This is a genomic window from Paraburkholderia suaedae (genome assembly GCF_040812055.1).
Taxonomy (GTDB): domain Bacteria; phylum Pseudomonadota; class Gammaproteobacteria; order Burkholderiales; family Burkholderiaceae; genus Paraburkholderia.
Map to the genome: position 1 here is coordinate 72,093 of NZ_JBFOAH010000007.1, position 17,993 is coordinate 90,085.

Sequence of the window (17,993 nt, forward strand, 5' to 3'; positions counted from 1 at the left end):
CAGCGCGGCGCCCCAGAAGGCGCCGCGCTGTGGGGCTCGCGCGCAGGCGAACCGGCGATCAGAGGCCGCTCACCGTCTTGAGTGTCACCCACTGACCGTTCTTTACCTGATAGACGGTCGATGAGCCGTTTTTCAGCGAGCCGTCCGGATTGAACTCGATGTGGCCGGTGATCCCGTCGAAGCTGATGCTTCGCAGCTTCGGGCGATAGTCGTCGGGCTTGGTCGAATTGGCCGCCTGCATCGCCTTGATGGCGGTCCACGCCGCGTCATAGCCGAACGGCGCGTATGACAGAACATCCTCGCCGAACTTCTGCTTGAAGCGTTCGGCGAACTTCGCGCCTACCGGGGTGCTGTCGAGCGGACGGCCGTATTCCCATGCCATCGCGCCTTCGGACACATCGCCCGCGAGCTTGATGAAGTCGATGTCCTTCACGCCGCCTCCGCCCACGTACTGCGCTTTGATGCCGAGCTGGTTCATTTGCTTCATGATGCCGGCTGCCTGCGGGTTGAGAGCGCCCACGAAAATCAGATCGGGGTTCTTGCCCTTGATCGTCGTGAGCTGCGTCTTGAAGTCCGTGGCATGGTTCGTCGTGTATTCACGATCGATGATGTCGCCGCCGTGCGCCTTGACCGCCTTCACGAACTCGTCGGCTTCGCCCTGGCCGAACGCGGTGCGGTCGTCGATGACGGCTATGCGTTTGGCCTTCGTCGTCGTGACCGCATAGGCGCCCGCCGTGCCCGCGTTTTGCGCGTCGCTGGAGATCACCATGAACATGTTCTTGAAGCCGCGGCCGCTGATGACCGGGTTCGTGGCGGCCGGATCGATGTTCGGCAGGCCCGCCTTTTCGTAGAGATCGGAAGCGGGGATGGTCGTGCCCGAGTTGAAGTGGCCGACAACCCCCGAGACCCCTTCGTCCACCAGCTTTTGCGCGACTTGCACGCCGACGCGGGGGTCCGCCTGATCGTCTTCGGCGATCAGTTGGAACGAGACCGGCTGACCATTGATTTTGACGCCTTGCGACTTGGCGTCGTCGAGCGCCATTTTGACGCCGTTCTGCAGGTCCTTGCCGTAATTGGCGTTAGGTCCCGTGAGCGGCGCGGCAAAACCGATTTTTACGACCGTATCGGCACGAGAGGCGAGCGGTGCAACAGCGAGAAGTGCTCCAACTGCAACTGCGATAGGGGTCAAAGTCTTCACAAAGCGCATGTTGTTTCCTTTGTCGGCGAGCATGATTTCACTGGTATGGCGTGCATGCCGGCTTTCTGATCCGCTTCTCGCGCTGTGCGTGCTTGGAGCGGCGGCCGGTGCACGGCTCTTGTTCGTATCGACTGCGTGTGAGGCACCTCCTGAATAGGCGTGGTATCGATCGAACCGCTGCGCTTGGGACATGCCGCGACGATCGCTGGGAGCGACTATAGGAAGCCAATATCGATACGTCTTGGCCTTTCGCGGCGATTCCTATGCGCATTTCGGCACAGCAGCCCGGAATAGGCAATCAGGAGAAGTACGCGTGCCTGTGCGCCAGGCAACAATCCACTCCGTGGTTTTTTGCCGGGCAGCGGGGCTACGGCACGTTCATCGTCATGCCGGACAAGGTCATGCTCGCAGGTGTCATCGCGTCGGCCGTCAGGCGGTGTGCATGATCGGCGGGGTAGGACCTGTCATTGTCGCGTTCCCGTTCTTCTGGCTACTCGACGCGAAGGTCCCGTCGTCGCACGCCCGGTCGCAGGCACAGGCTAACCACGGGTAACTACTTCGAGATTTCGCTGCTGGCCGCCCTGTGCTTTTGCGGCGAGAAGCTCGACAACGAGCGTATCTACCGGGACCAGGCATCGGTGCTCGTCCAACCCGGTGGACTGAGCAAGCTCGTCGAGATGGGTAAGATCAGCAGTCCTGCGTATCCGCTCGAAGCGTCTCACGCATGAAGATTGCCGCCGGACGCACGCCAGCGAGCCGGCGTCACGCCGATCTGTCGCTTGAAGACCCGCTGGAACGCGGCGTCGGATTGGTAACCCACCGCTTCACCGATCGCGGCAACCGGCGAGCCAGTCTGCAATAGCATGCGACCCGCGAGCGTCATACGGACCTCCGTCAGCACGTCCGTCGCGGAGCGGCCGATGGCCTCCTGAAACTGCCGCACGAACGTGGCTTTCGACATATGGCACAGCGCTGCGAACCGTTCGAGGGTCCAGGCTTCGCCGGGCGTTTCGAACATCGCCGATATCGCCGGTTGCAAACGCGGTTTGCGCGCGAGCGCGAGCAAACCGCGCGGCGCTTGCGCGCCTTCAGTCGCGAAGCGAAGCGTCAGCGCAAAGAGTGCCGCCGACAGGTGATTCACCAGCATTTCGCTGCCCGGACCTGGGTCCAAAGCTTCCTGATTCATCAATTCGATCAGGCGCGCGAGCCGGGGGCGAACCAGAGATTGCCCGGTACCGTTGCCGTCGGCTCGCGCTTTCGATGGCGCGCTACGCACCACCAGTCGACCGGGCAGATGATCGCGCAATAGCTGATCCGGCACCGCGCCCAGCAGAAAGCGGCCGCACAGAAGGTCCGCGGTCTTGCCGGCTCCGTCGTTTTCGACCACGCCCAGCGAAGCATGTTGGCTTGTCGTCGCGGGCTTCGCGGGTTTGCCGCTGCCGTCGTGAATCAGGTGGGCGCCGCCGGCGGGGAAAAGAATGATGTCGCCCGCGACGAGCTTTTCCGGTGGCCCGTGCGCATCCTCCAGGATGGCGTGGCCTGAGAGCAGCACATGGTAGGGGATTTCGCGCACGCCCGCGACGCTCTGATCGATCTTCCAGGGCGCGCCGAAATGACATCGCAACTCGAGTCGCCCAGTGACCGGAATCAGCGAGAGAAGTCGACTTAGCAGATCCATAAATGAGCCGCGTGAGCATGTTTTTGCGTCGTTCGGGAATTCGCTTCGCGACACGCCGCACATACATTAGAGGTCAGCAATGAAGCCGGATTCTACTTGATTGACGTGCGGCGCTCGGCCTGACCTCTCCCAAGGCGGTCACTCTACGGGCCTCGCAAACCGTTTCGAGGTGTGGGATGAGAACAGTAAAGGTCGATGTCGCGGTGATCGGCGCGGGCAGCGCGGGACTGTCGGCGTATCGGACGGCCAGGGCGGCCGGTGCTTCGGTGGTGCTGATCGAAGGTGGCGCTCACGGCACGACGTGTGCCCGCGTGGGCTGCATGCCGTCGAAGCTGCTGATCGCGGCGGCGGAGGCCGCGCATGCCGCGGGGAGAACGGCGCCCTTCGGTGTGCACGTGGACGGCACGGTCCGGGTCGACGGGCGCGAGGTGATGCAGCGAGTCAAGAGCGAGCGCGACCGTTTCGTCGGGTTCGTCGTCGAGGGGGTGCAGAGCATGCCGGAAGCCGACCGTCTGACCGGTTACGCGCGATTCATCGACGATCGCCTGTTGCAAGTCGGCGATCACACCAAGGTCCAGGCGCGCAGCGTGGTCATCGCGACGGGATCGTCGCCGGTGGTGCCGAGCTTGTATCGGGCGCTCGGCGATCGTGTGGTGGTCAACGACGACGTGTTCGCGTGGACCGATCTGCCGCGCCGGGTCGCCGTGATTGGCGCCGGCGTGATCGGCCTCGAACTTGGACAGGCGCTGTCGCGGCTCGGCGTGGACGTGACGGTGATCGGCGCACGCGGAAAAGTGGGTCCGCTGAGCGATCCCGAGATCACGGCCTACGCCGCCAAGGTATTCGGCGAGGCATTGCGCTTCGAATCGCGCGCCGAGGTCGAAGCAGTGTCGCGTGAAGGCGATGAGGTGCATTTGCGCTATCGCACCGCTGCGGGCGAATCCCGCGAAGGCACGTTCGATTATGTGCTCGTGACTGCGGGGCGCAAGCCGAACGTCGGCTCGCTCGGCCTCGAGAACACCTCTCTCGCGCTGGATGACCAAGGCATGCCCCTCTACGATCCGCTGACCTTGCAGGCGGGCGCGCGTCCCGTCTTTATCGCCGGCGACGCCAATGGCGTGTTGCCGTTGCTGCACGAGGCGGCGGATGAAGGCAGGGCCGCCGGCATGAACGCCGCGCGGTTTCCCGACGTGACGCCGCTCGTGCGCCGCGCGCCGATTTCGGTGGTGTTTTCGGATCCGGGCATTGCGATGGTCGGCGCGCGCCATGCCGATCTGGCGCCGGGCGCGTTCGTGACCGGGGAAGTCAGCTTCGAGGACCAGGGCCGCAGTCGCGTGATGCTGCGCAACCGCGGACTGATGCACGTGTACGTCGACAGGGCGAGCCGTCAGTTTGTCGGAGCGGAGTGGATCGGGCCGGACGCGGAGCACATCGCGCATCTTCTGGCGTGGTCGCTGCAAATGAGATTGACCGTCGACGCGATGCTTGAAATGCCCTTCTACCATCCGGTCGTCGAGGAAGGGCTGCGGACTGCGCTGAGATCGGCTGCGCAGAGGCTCGGCGCGCCGCAGCGCCGGCCGGTATAACGGCGGTGCAGCACGCCGCCTCGTGGCTCACCAGGTCGGGCCCATCGACCGTACTGTACGGCGGCAGGTAACCTCCGCGATTGCCCATCGAGGCTTGCCGATCGCCTGCATGAACCCTCCGTCTATCGAAAGCTTTGCGCAGCAGCACCCTGGACTGCTCACCGGCGATTCCGCAACGCTCATGCCAGCGCGCGAGACACCCGCCGCGTCCCCCAGATATTTCTGGCGCCACGAATGCGCGGGGTGCGTTCTTCAAAGAGCGTGGAAATTTTTGCGACTGCAGGCATCAGCCGGCCCAGCGGCCCAAGGGCGAGCAAGTTGCCGAGCGCTGACGCGAACGACCGTTTGGACATAACATCGGCAGACGAGGGGCATTCGCCGTTTCGACGGTGTTTGCCAGCCGCCCGAAAACTGACCTCGAGGAGCCTGGTTTGACGATCGAAGCCGTCTGGTTCTTGATAGTCGGGGCGTTAATGATCTGCATGGCAATCGGCCGGAAGATCATCGAGCGCTTGCCGATGACTGGCGCGATGGTCTACCTCGGTGTCGGCTTCGTGCTCGGGCCAGCATGCGCCGGGTGGCTGAGAATCGACGTGGAGCAGCACGTCGCGCTCTTGCGCACGCTGACCGAGGCAGGTCTCGTCGTTTCGCTTTTCGCGATCGGCATGTATCTGCGGGTTCAGCTTTCCGATCCGCTCTGGCAATTGACTTTGCGCCTGGCCGGTCCGGCAATGCTGATCACCATCGCCATCATGTTCGTCGCGGCGCGCTGGGGCTTGGGGCTAGCCGTCGGCCCAGCGCTGGTCCTGGCGTCCTGTCTGGCACCGACCGACCCAGTGCTCGCCAACGAGTTGCGTGTTGAACACGCGGGCGACGACGAACCGCTTCGCTTCGCCTTGTCATCGGAGGGCGGGATCAACGACGGCGCGGCTTCCCCGATGGTCTACATGGGCCTAGCGCTTTGCGGGGTCGAGAGCCTGGGCAGCGGCAATCCGTGGACGTTTGGTCTGGCGATCGTCTGGGGACTGGCTAGCGCGTTCGTCATCGGATGGGCACTGGGCACAGGCGTCGTGGTCCTCGTGACCTGGCTGCGTACCCGCTATGACCATGCGCTGGGTCTAGAGGGCTTCCTCGCGCTGGGACTTGTCGCGCTCGCTTACGGGGCGACGCTGATCGTTGACGGCTACGCTTTTATTGCGGTGTTCGTCGCCGGCGTCGCACTGCGGCGTCGGGAGATGAAGGCGACCGGCGAGAAGCCGCCGAGCGAGACGCTGAGTTCGGTTCAACGTGGCGATGGGGAAGAAGCCGCCAAAGATCCTGAATTAGCGCACGCCTATATCGCCGAGAAGATGATGGGCTTTTCCGTCGAGGTCGAGCGATTCATCGAGCTGGGGTTGATGGTGATCATTGGCGGCGTCGTGTCGGCGCACTGGCGCGCGTTGCTTCACTGGTCGGCTATCTGGCCCGTTCTCGTTCTTTTCATCGTCGCTCGGCCGGTGGGGAGCAGTCTCTCGCTCATCGGCTCATCGATGGATCGGCACCAACGTGTCCTGTCGGCATGGCTAGGCTTGCGCGGTGTGGGCGCGTTCTACTACCTTCTCTTTACGTTGGAAAAAGCCGGAAGCGCATCGGTCGCCCCACTGATGCCGATCGTCCTTTGCGCGATCGTTCTTTCAGTGATTCTGCACGGAGCCACTGCGACGGTACTGCTTGACCGCTATCTGCGTACAAGATAATTTCACTTTAGCGGTGGAATTTAGAAGCCATCCGACAAGCGTTAGGACGGGAGACTTTCCCGTCGGCGATTGCCGTCGTTGAAACTCGCGGGGCGCTTTGTGTCAGCGGCGACGCAATCAGCACCGGCTGCGATTCATGCATCGATGTGCCGATTCACCTGGTTCAACTGATGAACGGTTGAATCGGCAAGGCGGAAGTTGCCCGAAATGTCGTTGCCCCATATGGTTCACAAACGTTGACAACCTGGTTCGTGTTGCGCTGATAGAGTATGCGCATTCGCGCGAGAGACGACTGCGCTTGATGACTCATCGACGGCCAGCGAGGCCATCGTAGCTTTGAAGAACACACGTAATTCCAACGTCAGCTAGCTTGCAAACTGAATTCGCTAGTCGGGTCTCGCATGCCATTGCCACATAGGTCGACTCGTGGCACCGGCGGGTTGGCTCGCGCCACTTTCCGTTACGGCAATCCCGCTTTCAACGTTGTTCGTCGTGTTTGCGAACCCGGTCGTTGGTCGTTAGTTGTTGCGATGCGTCTTCTTCGACCGTGCGATTCCGATTGCAAAGCGAGCGCGGATGCGGCTGACGAGGGACAGCATTGACTGGTCGTGGCTTGTCTGGAAGGCGACGGTTAGAAGCGCCGGATGATGACCGGCGAGCATTTCATCGGACCAACTGATGGAGGCTGGTATATGCGTATGGAAGCCCTTTTACATTCCGCAGTCGGCGGGGAGTGTCCCGCACGGGACGCGTGGCCGTTTTACTACGACTGCGAACAACAGGCGATGTTAAGTCAGATTCGGGCAGCATGGGGCGAGAGCTGCGTGATTCAGATCGTTGGTGGACGGCTGCGGATTTTCACCGACGACGGGCGGCTTGAACTCTGCAGCAACAGTGAACTGTCGGTCGCAATCGCTGCAAAGTTGCGGGGCAGGGTGAATCCGCGGCGTCAGTAGAGTAGCGCCGCGAGAACACTGGCCTTGCGCATTTAGGGGCTGGGTCCACGAGCGTTGTTTGATCCGCGCTCAGGGCCGCTCAATGAGCGCTGCCAGCGCATCGCTGTAGATCCGCATGTTCTCCTCGTTCTCGCGACCCGGTCCGCGCAGCAGAGCTTACGCCGTGGACAGCCGGTGTCTGCGCAAAGCGTCCGCGAAATGCGTCCAGCACATGCCGGCATGCGCAGAAAACACGCGCGCCAATCAATCTCGCTCGTGCCGGCGCGAACGTGCGCCCGGCCAGCGCCCCGAGGGCAATCGTCCAGCGACGATGCAAACTATGTATTAGGGTAGTCATTGCCGCCGCTCCGGGTGCCCCGCCATCCATCCTCATGACACACCAGCCAACACAAAAAGGCCGGCTACCCCACATGCCGTGATTCGCGGCCAAACCCGGCACGTCGACAAGCCCCGCAGCGCGGCCAATATCAATTCGTGCACCGGCATGAATCGGAGTGAACCGTTTCCGGATGATCGCAAACGTACGCGTGCAGCGGAATGTGTCGTATGCGTTGGCAGACGCTGTCTGACGATGGCCGGGTTAGGCTTTCGTGCCGCCGCGACAATGGGTGCGACCCGGGGGGGCCGATCGGCCAGGCCGTCGAAGCGAGCAGCCGTCTCCATCTTCACTACCGCTCGGCAACTCTTACCACCCGCCAGAAGTTCGGGAGCCCCCCATCCAGGGGGGCTGTGTTGCGGCACGATAACGCTTATCTTAAATTTACGAAGTTCACAAAATATCCGTGGACTACGTATCGAAGGCGCAAGCCTGATCATTTGTCAAATATCAGTCTTGCAGCGGCATCTAGCCCGTCTGACTCGGCTATCGGTATGACTGCGGTCCGAATCGAGCACTCCTTTCTATCGTTTGTCGGGTGCTGCATTCGCCGGGCTGCTGGTTTGGGAACAAAGAGGTTATAGATGAATATTTTGTTGGTTGAAGACGATCCTGCGCAAGCTGCCGCTGTCGAAAGAGCCATGCAGCATTCCGGACACAAAATCAGCAAAGCTGACCATGGGGAGAATGCAATACGTTTTCTCAAGGCTAACGAAGTCGATCTCGTGATGCTGGACTGGCAATTGCCTGGAATGACCGGGCTCGAGCTCCTGTACTGGATACGTGGCAATCAAGGTCGCCAACCCGCAGTGCTGTTTCTGACGAGCAGGGTGCTGGAGGTCGACATTGTGCGTGCGCTGGAGGCGGGCGCGGACGAATATGTCGTCAAGCCGTTCAGGACCGTCGAGTTAGTCGCTCGCGTCGGTGCATTATTGCGCCGAACGAAGCGCCATAAGGCGATCGAAAACACCCTGACGGTTGGGCCGTATGTTCTCGATAGGATGCGGCGCAGCGTAACGCTTCATGGCAACCCGATCGAGTTGACGGCGAAGGAATTTGACGTCGCCGCCCATCTTTTCGCCAACGTCGGGCGAGTGATTTCCCGAGATCTTTTGGCAAAGCTTGCCTGGGGGCGCGAACTGGGCAGTACGTCTCGTACGGTCGATACACATATCTATCGGCTCCGGTGCAAGCTGTCTCTACGTCCGGAGAACGGCGTACGACTGTGCACCGTCTATACGCACGGGTACAGGCTGGACGCGGTCGTTTCGACCCATGCTAAAAACGGAGCGTCGGCGGATCCTGATGCGGATGATTGCCTCGGGCAGACCCCTGCCCTGACGCGGGCGGTCTAAATCGATTCGGTTTGCACGCTCGCTTTCAGGCATTTAACGTTTGTGCCGACCGAATATCAATTGTGAACGGGACCGGCAACGGCATCGTCGCCTTGAAGTAATTACATCAGACGCATGACGTTAAAAGCGCCGGAAAATACCAGCGAACGCACCGTTGGAATGTGAACATCTGAAAACTCGATGGATATTTCATCCATCCAGTTGCGTCGATGCACACTGGCATTGCCCTGGAGCTGTCGCAAACGCTATTATTCGTGACCACCGCAAGTAGCAATTCGCGCAACTAACGATTTAGCGGCCTGGTCGCCGCACAATGGGCACTGACGGTTCCGGCCCAATTCGCTCAATGGGAACCTCTGATGGCACTGCTCCGAAACGCCCGTGAGGCGCGCGCCGACGAGTCTCCTGCGACCAACGTTTCTTTTAATCAGGTTATGAGGACCTTCCGCCATGCGTCGCTCCCCAACGTCTATGCAAATGTTGTGGGCAGTGCCGCTCTTCAAAATCCTGGGACATCACCCAATGGTGTGAATCGGGCATCGGTTTTACCGCTTGCTGATTCAGTACCCATCGCCGAAACAAAGGGTGGCACCACGGCTGAAGATGCGTTTCCTTACAAAAAGGGGCGCCGCCTTTCAGTGTTGACCAACAACAGGGTCCAGCGTATAAATACATGGCCACCCCAGAGACAGCGTCTCAAACGGGTGGTCGTCGGGTGGGCAGGAAAATAATGATCGACGCAAGTTCGGGCAGCACTGATCGCGAGTGGAGTGTATCGCTGATCAAGACCAAGATGGTTTCGCCACGTCTTCCGTCCGGCTGTGTGCAACGCGATCAATTGCTTGGCCGAATCTATGAGTCGCAGCCGTACAGCATAGTGGTTGTGAGCGCGCCTGCGGGTTTCGGGAAGACAACGCTGCTCGCAGGATGGAGCGAAGCGCTGTCGAAGCAGAACCACCCGGTTGCATGGCTCAGTCTTGACGAAGAAGACGATGATCCTCAGCAGTTCGTCGCGTATCTGGTGGCGGCTTTCTCCCAAGCGTCCGAGCACATCGCCTGGCAAGCGCAGAAACTCCTGAACAAGGATGCGATGCCGCCTTTGCGAACAGTCGTTTCAGTGCTGCTCAATGGGATCGCTGCGTATGGCAAAAGCGTCTTCCTGATTCTCGATGACATCGACCGCCTGGCCGATAAATCCGTTCTTGCAATTGCGTCGCGTCTGCTTCGCTATGCCCCGGAAAACCTGCACATTCTGCTCGGCGCGCGCAGTGAGCCTGCGTTGACGCTGGGTCAATTCATAGCACCCGAGAAGCTGATGCGCATCAGCGTCGATGACCTCCGTTTTTCGGTCGACGATGCACAGGCGTTTTTTGATCAGACGGGCACAGTGCCGCTCGACCGAACCAGCGTCAAACTGCTGAACGACGCGACTGAAGGATGGGTGGCGGGCCTGCAGCTGGCTTCTCTCGCGCTGCGACAGGTGGGTGATGCGGCTAAGGTTGCCAACAACCTTGCGGGAACCGGCGCGGGGATAGATCGTTATCTGAACGATACGCTGCTCGCGCATTTGCCGCTACCTATACTGAAATTTCTGCTGTGCACGTCGATTTTTGAACGGTTCTCCCCTGCGTTGTGCGATGCGGTCATGGGCGACGGAAATGGAAGCGGGGAAAAGATTGACTGGCTGGAGCGGCATAACGTCTTTATTCGGCCACTGGATCAGACACAGGAATGGTACCGTTATCACGCACTGATGGCCGACGCGCTGCGGCGGCGTCTTGTCCGTCAGTTACCGCAAAAGATTCCTGTGCTGCATCGTCGCGCATGTCAATGGTTTGCGGGCGCACGTCTTTGGCCCGAGGCCGTCCGACACGCTTTGGCCGCAGGAGAACTTGCGCATGCAGCGCAATGGGCTGAGAACTGCGCGATGGAGATGCTGGAACGCGGTGATCCCTATGCGTTGCAGCATTGGATCGGGAAACTTCCTCCAGATGTCGTAGAGGGGCGCCTACGTTTGCGCCTCGCGAAAGCATGGGCACTCGCGTTCTCGCTCCGAACGGCTCGCGCCGCGGAGGAAATCTCGGCTGTTGCTGATGAGTTTAGTCAGGCGCGTGGAGATGATGGTGACGAAGGCCAGCAAGCTGCATTGGCGGAAATTAACGCGATCAGCGCATTGATCGCCGCCATTACCGACGACAGCGAACGTGCTTTTGAACTCGGGCGTGCCGCGGAGGCCTCAACGGCGCGGGCATTACCGTGGGTCAAGCGTTACGCGCAAACAGCGCAATTTTTCGGCTTGATGTATAAGGGGAGGTTCGAAGAGATACGTCGCATCTGGGAGGTCGCTAGCGCGAAAGCGGAGCTGCGTCAGGAGCTGAACTACTCAGATATGCTTCGAGACGCAATGTACGGCCTTGCTGCACTTGTGCACGGCGAACTGCGGGAAGCAAGGCGGATTTTCGAGGTAACGTATCGGTGTGCCGAAGAAACGTTAGGTCACTCGTCAGCCGGTGCGGCCGCGGCCGCTGGCTGCCTTGCATCGATCTACTACGAGTATAACGAACTGCCGGAAGCGCGGAAAATCATCGCGGATCGTGCGACCATTGCTTTAGAGACGGCAACACTAGGCGCTCTAGTGCGATTTACGCTTTGCGCCGCACGCCTGCTGTGGCGCGACGGGGCGATGGGGCCGGCGCTGGCCATTCTTGAAGACGGTCGACAAGTCGCTATCAATCGGCAGTGGTTACGCCTCAAGTTGGCTTGTGACGCTGAGACGGTAAGACTCCTCATTCACAGCGGTAACGTTAGCAAGGCGAGGCAGATCGCAGATGAACTCAGTGCGAGCATGCCGATGCCATTCGAAGGACGCAGGGGGTCCGCCATGGAAACCTGGACAAGCTACTGTCTCGTCCAGGCCCGTGTTTTGATTGCCGAAGACCTGGCTGACGAAGCCGTGACTTTTCTCGCGCGTTCACTTGATACGCTTACCACGATGGGCTGGCGTCACTCCGAAGCCGTGATTTCCCTGCTGCTTTCGGTAGCGTTCGAACAATGCGGCGCGTTCGAAAAGTCGCTTGCCGCGCTCAAACAAGCGTTGCGTCTTGGGCGGGAAATTGGCCTGATCAACAGCTTCGTGGACGAAGGTCAGCGGGGGCGCGCATTACTGCTCAGATTTCGTCGAGCCTCAACGGACATCCCTAGCGCGGAAATCGCTTATGTCGACACATTGCTGGCGGCTTTCGATGCGCTCGACAATTCGCCGGGTGCATCTCTTGGCACCGTTCGGATGATGACAACGTCATCGGACGTTTTGAGTGCAAGAGAACTCGAGGTCGTTAATTACGTTGCCCGCGGTCTTTCGAATAAGGAAATTGGTCGGTCGTTGAAAGTCGCGCCCGAGACGGTCAAATGGCACTTGAAAAACATCTTCGAAAAGCTCAACGTTAGTTCGCGTACTGAAGCCGTTCAGATCGTTTTCGGCTCGGGATTAGGAGAGGGCCGCGCCGGGATGTAGAGCGGGCGAGGTCGAGCTTCATCGCCCGAAGGAAATTGCGATCCCGGACGGACCGTCGCAAACACGAACTGTGTTAAGCAGGTCGGATGCCACTTGTCTACCGGAAGAATTCGGACACGGCAGCCTTGATCAGTGCGGTCGAGGGTAGCGGCGGCAACCTGGATACACTCACCATCTTACCGGCGACGACACTCCGCAAACGTCGGCGGCGGCAACTTGCCAGCGTTCAACAGGCCGACGGTGCTGCGCTGGCAAGTGGAACACCAGACTACGGAAGTGTGCCAGTCGAGCGCGGCCGCGGAGCTTTTGTTGCCCCGCGCATTCGCCGAAAGCGACCGTTCGGCAAGCGCGAAACCTGCCGTTTCGACCGCAGTAGCACCCCGGAACCTGACCGGCGAACTACCGGCGCAATGCCGTCAAAGCCGACATTCATCAATCGGCGCTCAAATAGCCGTTCCCGCAGGTAGATACCGTGCATTGGCGGATGGGAGTCCCGCCGCAGGCGTGTCCTCGCGATTTTGTATGGTTCTGAAGCAATCATTGTTGATGTTACACTGCGACTCGCCAGAGCCGTCTGCCAAAGGTTTGGTGTTTCGAATTCATCACTGGCTCGAGCCATATCCACGGCTCAAAGCCGATGTCGTACGTGCGGTAGCCAACTATGGGTCTTGATTTAATACCCAGCTGCGTTTTTCAGATTCCTCAGGTTCTTATACCGTGTACTCTCAAACGCAAATCGATCCGGTGGTCAGTTTTCGTAACTCGCAGCGCGAGCAGGTGCGTGGGACAATCATTAACCTCCAGAGAAAGTCTTTGGTGATGGAGGTTTATAACCCATACTCCATCGTGCAGGTCAGCGAGGTGTTGAGCGAACTCAGCGTGCGTATGGGCAGCAAGAACGCGTATCTGGGTAAAGCGGTGGTCGTCAGCCTGGTGAATACCGGGCTCACTGCGGTGGTTTCCGTGGCGCTGATTGACGAGTGGCGCGAGCTTAGCGTACTGTCGAATGAGCCAAGGTCGGTCGGGCGAGAAGCCGAACTCTTCGTCAGCGATTGGGACGCGCGCTTTAGTATCCGGCGCGACTATCAGATCGTCGTCAACGAGATGCGCGCGTTCCTTTCCGAAGTATCGCGCTGGGTTGAACAGGTCGATCTGACCGAGAGCCTGCCAAAGACCGACGGCAAGTTGCGCGAGGATCTGTTCTACGAACTCGCCACACCCATCATGCACAAGGTCAAGTCCTACCTCGTGCGGCTCGAGGATGAGGCCGAACGTGTCGATGCCGAGATTGCGCCCATGCATCGTACCTATGCTCAAGCGGCACTACATCCGTTGCTACTGCGCGCCCCTTTTGTCTACCGGACGTTCACGAAGCCGCTGGGCTATGCCGGCGACTACGAGATGGTCAACCAGATCTTGAGCGATCCGCAACAGGGACCGACCACGTACTTTCAGATCGTCAATACGGCATTCCTCAAGGCGGCCGTGGCGAGCGCACACCGCAACCGGATCATACTGCTGATCGACTTCCTGACGCGTCAGGCCGAGGCGGCGCGCACTGCCGGCAGGCCATTCCGGATACTCAACGTCGGTTGCGGACCGGCATTCGAGATCCAGCGCTTCGTGCGCGAACATCCGCAGCCCGATTTACTGTCGTTCCAGCTGGTCGACTTCAGCGAGGAAACGCTGGCTTTCACTAAGGCCGCAATCGAACGCTCGGCGGCAGAGAAAGGGCACAAGGTCGCGGTGGAAATGGTGCATCAATCGGTGCACGACCTGCTCAAGCGCAAAATCTCACCTAACGCGGCTTTGCGGGAATTCGACGCAGTGTACTGTGCGGGTCTGTTTGACTATCTGTCGGACAAGGTCTGCGCGCGCCTGTTGAGTTATTTCGCCGCGCGTACGCGACCCGGTGGCCGATTGCTGGTCACCAACGTCCATTCTGCGAACCCCGAGAAGTACGGCATGGAGCATTTGCTCGAGTGGTATCTGATCTATCGGAACGAGAGCAGTATGCGCTCGCTGCTGCCCGCGCAGTCCGCCGAACCGAAACTCTACGTCGACGAGACTGGTGTGAACGTGTTCGCCGAAGCCACGATCCTCTGAAACGTCAGCAGACCACTCATTCATGAGCACCAGTCAACTGCACACAGGCTATCAAGCCGAACTGGCGGACTTCCGCATTGCGTTCAGCCGCGGCGGTGCCTATACGGCGATTGTGCTGGTCCTGCTCGGTGTGGGGCTGGACTATGCGCAGTATCCGCAACTGCAGGCATCGTTCGCGGTTGCGCGTGGGCTCGTCTCGGTGCTGATCGGTGGCATCGCGATCGTGCTGGGCAGCACGCTGGGGCGACGCTTGACCCCATGGTTGACGCTGTCGTGGCTGCTGCTACCGCAGGCCATGATTTCGTGGATGATCTGGCAGACCGATGGTGTTCGATCGCCATACTACATGGGTCTGAATCTTGCCATCTTCGCTTCCGGCATCGCATTGCCATTCGGCTTATGGCAGAACCTGGTTTTCGGCGTATTGTCCTGCTGCCTGTACCTGCTGGCCTGCCTGCTGCCTCCCCATGGCGCCGTGCCGTTCGGCACGATGACCGTCAACGCATTGCTCCTTCTTTTCGCCGCTGCTGCGAGTGCTGTTTATACCTTCTTCAACGAGCGGGTGCGCTTCATGCTGTTTCGGCTGAAGGCAGAAGTATCCGAGAAAAATGCCGAGCTCGAGGCGATCAACCGCAAGCTGCTCGATATCAAGGGCCAACTGCTACAGCAGGAAAAAATGGCGGCCGTCGGCACACTTGCAGCGGGCTTGTTGCATGAAGTCAATAACCCGGTGAATTTCTGTCTGATGGCGATCGAGGTCGCGTTGGAGGAACCCGTGGCCAAAACGGAACCGGCGCTGCAGGAATGTCTCGTCGACGCGAGGCAGGGCATGCAGCGGATCCAGCATATCGTTTCGGACCTGAAGACGTTCGCCTACCGCAAGCCCGGCGCGGAGGCAGAAGCGGGGACTCCTTTCCTGTTCGAAAAGGCACTGGATTCGGCAATCCGGCTTATCGCGCATGAATTGCGTGGCGTGTCAGTGACGCGTGAGCTCCCCGCGGATACGCTGGTCCAAGGCGACGAAGCCGCCATCATCGGCGTGTTGATCAACCTGCTCTCCAATTCGGTGCTCGCCATGCGCAATGCGGGCACGTCCGGGCCGGCGATCCACATCTCGGTGAAGTGGACGGGGCAACGGCTGCACGTCGCGGTGCGGGACAATGGGCCGGGCATTGCGGACGAGCATCTTGCGCGCGTGTTCGAGCCGTTCTTTACCACTCGTGACGTAGGGCAAGGCTTAGGGCTGGGCCTGTCGATCAGTTATGCCGTCATCGAGCGCCATGGCGGCCTGCTGTACGCCGAGAGTCAACTGGGTAGCTGGGCGTCGTTCAGCTTCGATCTGTCGCGCGCGCCGTGAGAAAGCAATGAACGACCTCAGGCCGACGCAGCCCGCGATTCTCTACGTCGACGACGAAGAACTGGCCCGCAAATATTTCGGTCGCGCCGTCGGTGGGGACTATGAGGTCCTGCTCGCTCAAAGCAGTGACGAGGCGATGGCGATGCTGCAACAGCATGGCGATCGCCTTGCCGTGCTGGTCACCGATTTCCGTATGCCGGGCCGCGATGGTGGTGAGCTGCTGCGGCAAGTAGCGCAGCAATTTCCGCACATCGTTCGCATTCTCGTCACTGCTTACGCAGACGTCGACGTGTTGCTGCAGATGGTGAATAACGGCGACGTGTACAGCATCCTCGAAAAGCCGCTAAGGCCGGCCTCCGTGCGCGAGACGCTGAGAATGGCGATCGAGCGCCATCGCGGACCGGGCTTGCAGAATCAGCGGCTGATGGCAAAAGATGCGGCGTTAGCCTCTGAGACGCACGAACTGAACGCGCCGTCCGCTGCGACCGGTGTGAACGCGAGCAGCATTGAAAATCGCGGCGACGTGCAGCAGGATTCGCCGTTGCTGGCCACGGCAGCCGGCGAGTCGCTGCGTGAGCGCGCGCAGCACTGCATGGCGGCGGCCTCTGCCTTCTGGCGATCGGTCCACAATGGGCAGCGGAAAATGGCCGGGGGTGATGCTCAGAGCGAGATCACCGCGCACGCACTGATCTCCGCTTTCCTCGAGACCTATCCGTTCACGACGGCACAGCGGTCCTGGGTACACACCGAGATCATTGGCGACTTTCCTGTCGTCGTGCAACCCGATTGCGTGGCGCTCGTGCTCTCCTGCCTCTTGTCCAACTCGCTACGCGCGCTTGCTGATGTGCGCGCTGCGTCGGTGCGATTTACCGTGATAGCGGAACCCAACCCCCGCATCCGCATCTGCGACAACGGCCCGGGAATTCCGCCTGAGATGAAGGCCCGCCTGTTGACGGACCCGTTGACAACCGACGCTCAATCCGGCGTGAGCGGCTCGGGCCTGATTCTATGCAAGCGCGTCATGCAGTCCTGGGGCGGCGGCCTCGAAATCGAGTCGGACTCGGGGGTTGGCACGACTGTCATGCTGCATTTCCCCCATATCAAAGGTTAAACGCACAGGAGTTGCTGATGAACGAAGCGAAAGCCACACATGAGTCGTCGGCGGCGATCATCTTCGTCGATGACGAGGCCACGGCCGTGAAGTACTTCCAGCGTGCCATCGGAAGCCTTGCGCCGGTCCTGACTGGCGGCTCGGTGGAAGAGGGCAAGGCGCTCCTGGACGCACACGGTGATAAGGTGGGCGTCCTCGTCTCCGATCAGCGCATGCCCGGGGAGTTCGGCAACGAATTGCTCCGCTATGCAAGCGAGCGATACCCGCATGTCGTGCGGATATTGACCACCGCCTATTCGGAGATCGACCAGACCGTCGCTGCCGTCAACCTCGGTCATATCCACCGTTACATCAAAAAGCCGTGGGACATTGCAGCGTTGCGAATGGAACTGAAACAGGCGCTCGAGCTGGCCGATCTGCGCAAGGAGCGGGACCAGTTGCTGCGTGAGAAACTGGGCGTGCTGCAAAAGCAGACGCTCGCCACGCGGATCGGCCTGATCGGCACGCTGGCCGGCACTCTGACTGCGCCCGAGCGTTTCCAGCCGGTCGAAACGTACCTGGCCGCAGCCCTACTCGCCGATGTGCAAAACTCGGAGCCAGACTGGCTGTTGCTCGACTACTCGGATCTTGTCGCGGCTGAAAGCAGCCGGGGCGCAATGTTCGGCAATATGGTGGCGGCGAAGCTTGCAGAACTGCGTAACCGACATGTAGGTTCTGGCGACGCGGTGGCGGCGATGGCGCAGACATTAGAGGAAGGCGGCATCAAGGTCCGGCGCGAAGCCGATGCGCTGATTTGGGACGAGCTTGCCGTACTCGCTGAATTCCTGGGCAATCCGTCTAGCGAGGCCGTGTCGACCCGGCACGCCGTATGGTTGGCAAGCCTGCTTTGGCTGGACACGAACGACTTCGCGCTGGAACCGGTCCGTGAGGGTAATGCCATCGCATTCCGGCCCACTCAATATAGAACGGTGTTCCCCGCTGATCGCCTCGCGACATGGATCGAGCAGTTTTGAGCGCCGC

The 17,993-nt window shown here is 60.3% G+C and carries 12 protein-coding genes; 10 read left to right on the plus strand and 2 right to left on the minus strand.

Translation table 11 applies throughout. The features are described 5' to 3' along the window. Window positions 1-58 precede the first annotated feature (58 nt). Window positions 59-1,207 carry a branched-chain amino acid ABC transporter substrate-binding protein gene (locus ABQJ48_RS12530; RefSeq protein WP_367838336.1) on the minus strand — a complete coding sequence of 383 codons (1,149 nt, stop codon included), beginning with the start codon at window positions 1,205-1,207 and terminating at the stop codon, window positions 59-61. 458 nt (window positions 1,208-1,665) lie between these two features. On the opposite strand from ABQJ48_RS12530, the gene ABQJ48_RS37835 reads away from it, so the two are divergent. Beyond that, the gene (locus ABQJ48_RS37835) at window positions 1,666-1,926 is read left to right on the plus strand and encodes a hypothetical protein (protein WP_473094130.1); all 261 of its coding nucleotides are present in this window, start codon (window positions 1,666-1,668) and stop codon (window positions 1,924-1,926) included. On the opposite strand, the gene ABQJ48_RS12540 is transcribed toward ABQJ48_RS37835, so the two are convergent. Continuing rightward, window positions 1,917-2,876 carry an AraC family transcriptional regulator gene (locus tag ABQJ48_RS12540; protein WP_367838337.1) on the minus strand — a complete coding sequence of 320 codons (960 nt, stop codon included), beginning with the start codon at window positions 2,874-2,876 and terminating at the stop codon, window positions 1,917-1,919. The genes ABQJ48_RS37835 and ABQJ48_RS12540 overlap by 10 nt on opposite strands. 176 nt (window positions 2,877-3,052) lie before the next feature. Between ABQJ48_RS12540 and ABQJ48_RS12545 the strand changes: the two genes are divergently transcribed. From ABQJ48_RS12545 to ABQJ48_RS12585, 9 genes are all read left to right on the plus strand, one after another. After that, entirely contained in the window at window positions 3,053-4,462 is a 1,410-nt protein-coding gene (locus tag ABQJ48_RS12545) for a dihydrolipoyl dehydrogenase (protein ID WP_367838338.1), read from the plus strand. A gap of 431 nt (window positions 4,463-4,893) precedes the next feature. Further along, on the plus strand, window positions 4,894-6,198 hold the full coding sequence (locus ABQJ48_RS12550) for a cation:proton antiporter (RefSeq protein WP_367838339.1): 1,305 nt from the start codon (window positions 4,894-4,896) through the stop codon (window positions 6,196-6,198). A gap of 644 nt (window positions 6,199-6,842) precedes the next feature. After that, the gene (locus ABQJ48_RS12555; RefSeq protein WP_367838340.1) at window positions 6,843-7,154 is read left to right on the plus strand and encodes a hypothetical protein; all 312 of its coding nucleotides are present in this window, start codon (window positions 6,843-6,845) and stop codon (window positions 7,152-7,154) included. Between the two features lie 960 nt (window positions 7,155-8,114). Beyond that, a complete protein-coding gene (locus tag ABQJ48_RS12560) occupies window positions 8,115-8,885 on the plus strand; it encodes a response regulator transcription factor (RefSeq protein WP_367838341.1) in 771 nt (256 codons plus the stop codon). 730 nt (window positions 8,886-9,615) lie between these two features. After that, window positions 9,616-12,399 (plus strand): winged helix-turn-helix domain-containing protein, encoded by a 2,784-nt coding sequence (locus ABQJ48_RS12565; protein WP_367838342.1) that lies wholly within the window; start codon window positions 9,616-9,618, stop codon window positions 12,397-12,399. Window positions 12,400-13,116: 717 nt separating this feature from the next. Beyond that, on the plus strand, window positions 13,117-14,505 hold the full coding sequence (locus ABQJ48_RS12570) for a class I SAM-dependent methyltransferase (protein ID WP_367838343.1): 1,389 nt from the start codon (window positions 13,117-13,119) through the stop codon (window positions 14,503-14,505). Window positions 14,506-14,527: 22 nt separating this feature from the next. After that, window positions 14,528-15,862, plus strand: a complete 1,335-nt coding sequence (locus ABQJ48_RS12575; protein ID WP_367838344.1) for a sensor histidine kinase — start codon at window positions 14,528-14,530, stop codon at window positions 15,860-15,862. Window positions 15,863-15,869: 7 nt separating this feature from the next. Continuing rightward, entirely contained in the window at window positions 15,870-16,973 is a 1,104-nt protein-coding gene (locus tag ABQJ48_RS12580; protein ID WP_367838345.1) for an ATP-binding protein, read from the plus strand. 17 nt (window positions 16,974-16,990) lie between these two features. Beyond that, window positions 16,991-17,986 (plus strand): response regulator, encoded by a 996-nt coding sequence (locus ABQJ48_RS12585; RefSeq protein WP_367838346.1) that lies wholly within the window; start codon window positions 16,991-16,993, stop codon window positions 17,984-17,986. Window positions 17,987-17,993 lie beyond the last annotated feature (7 nt).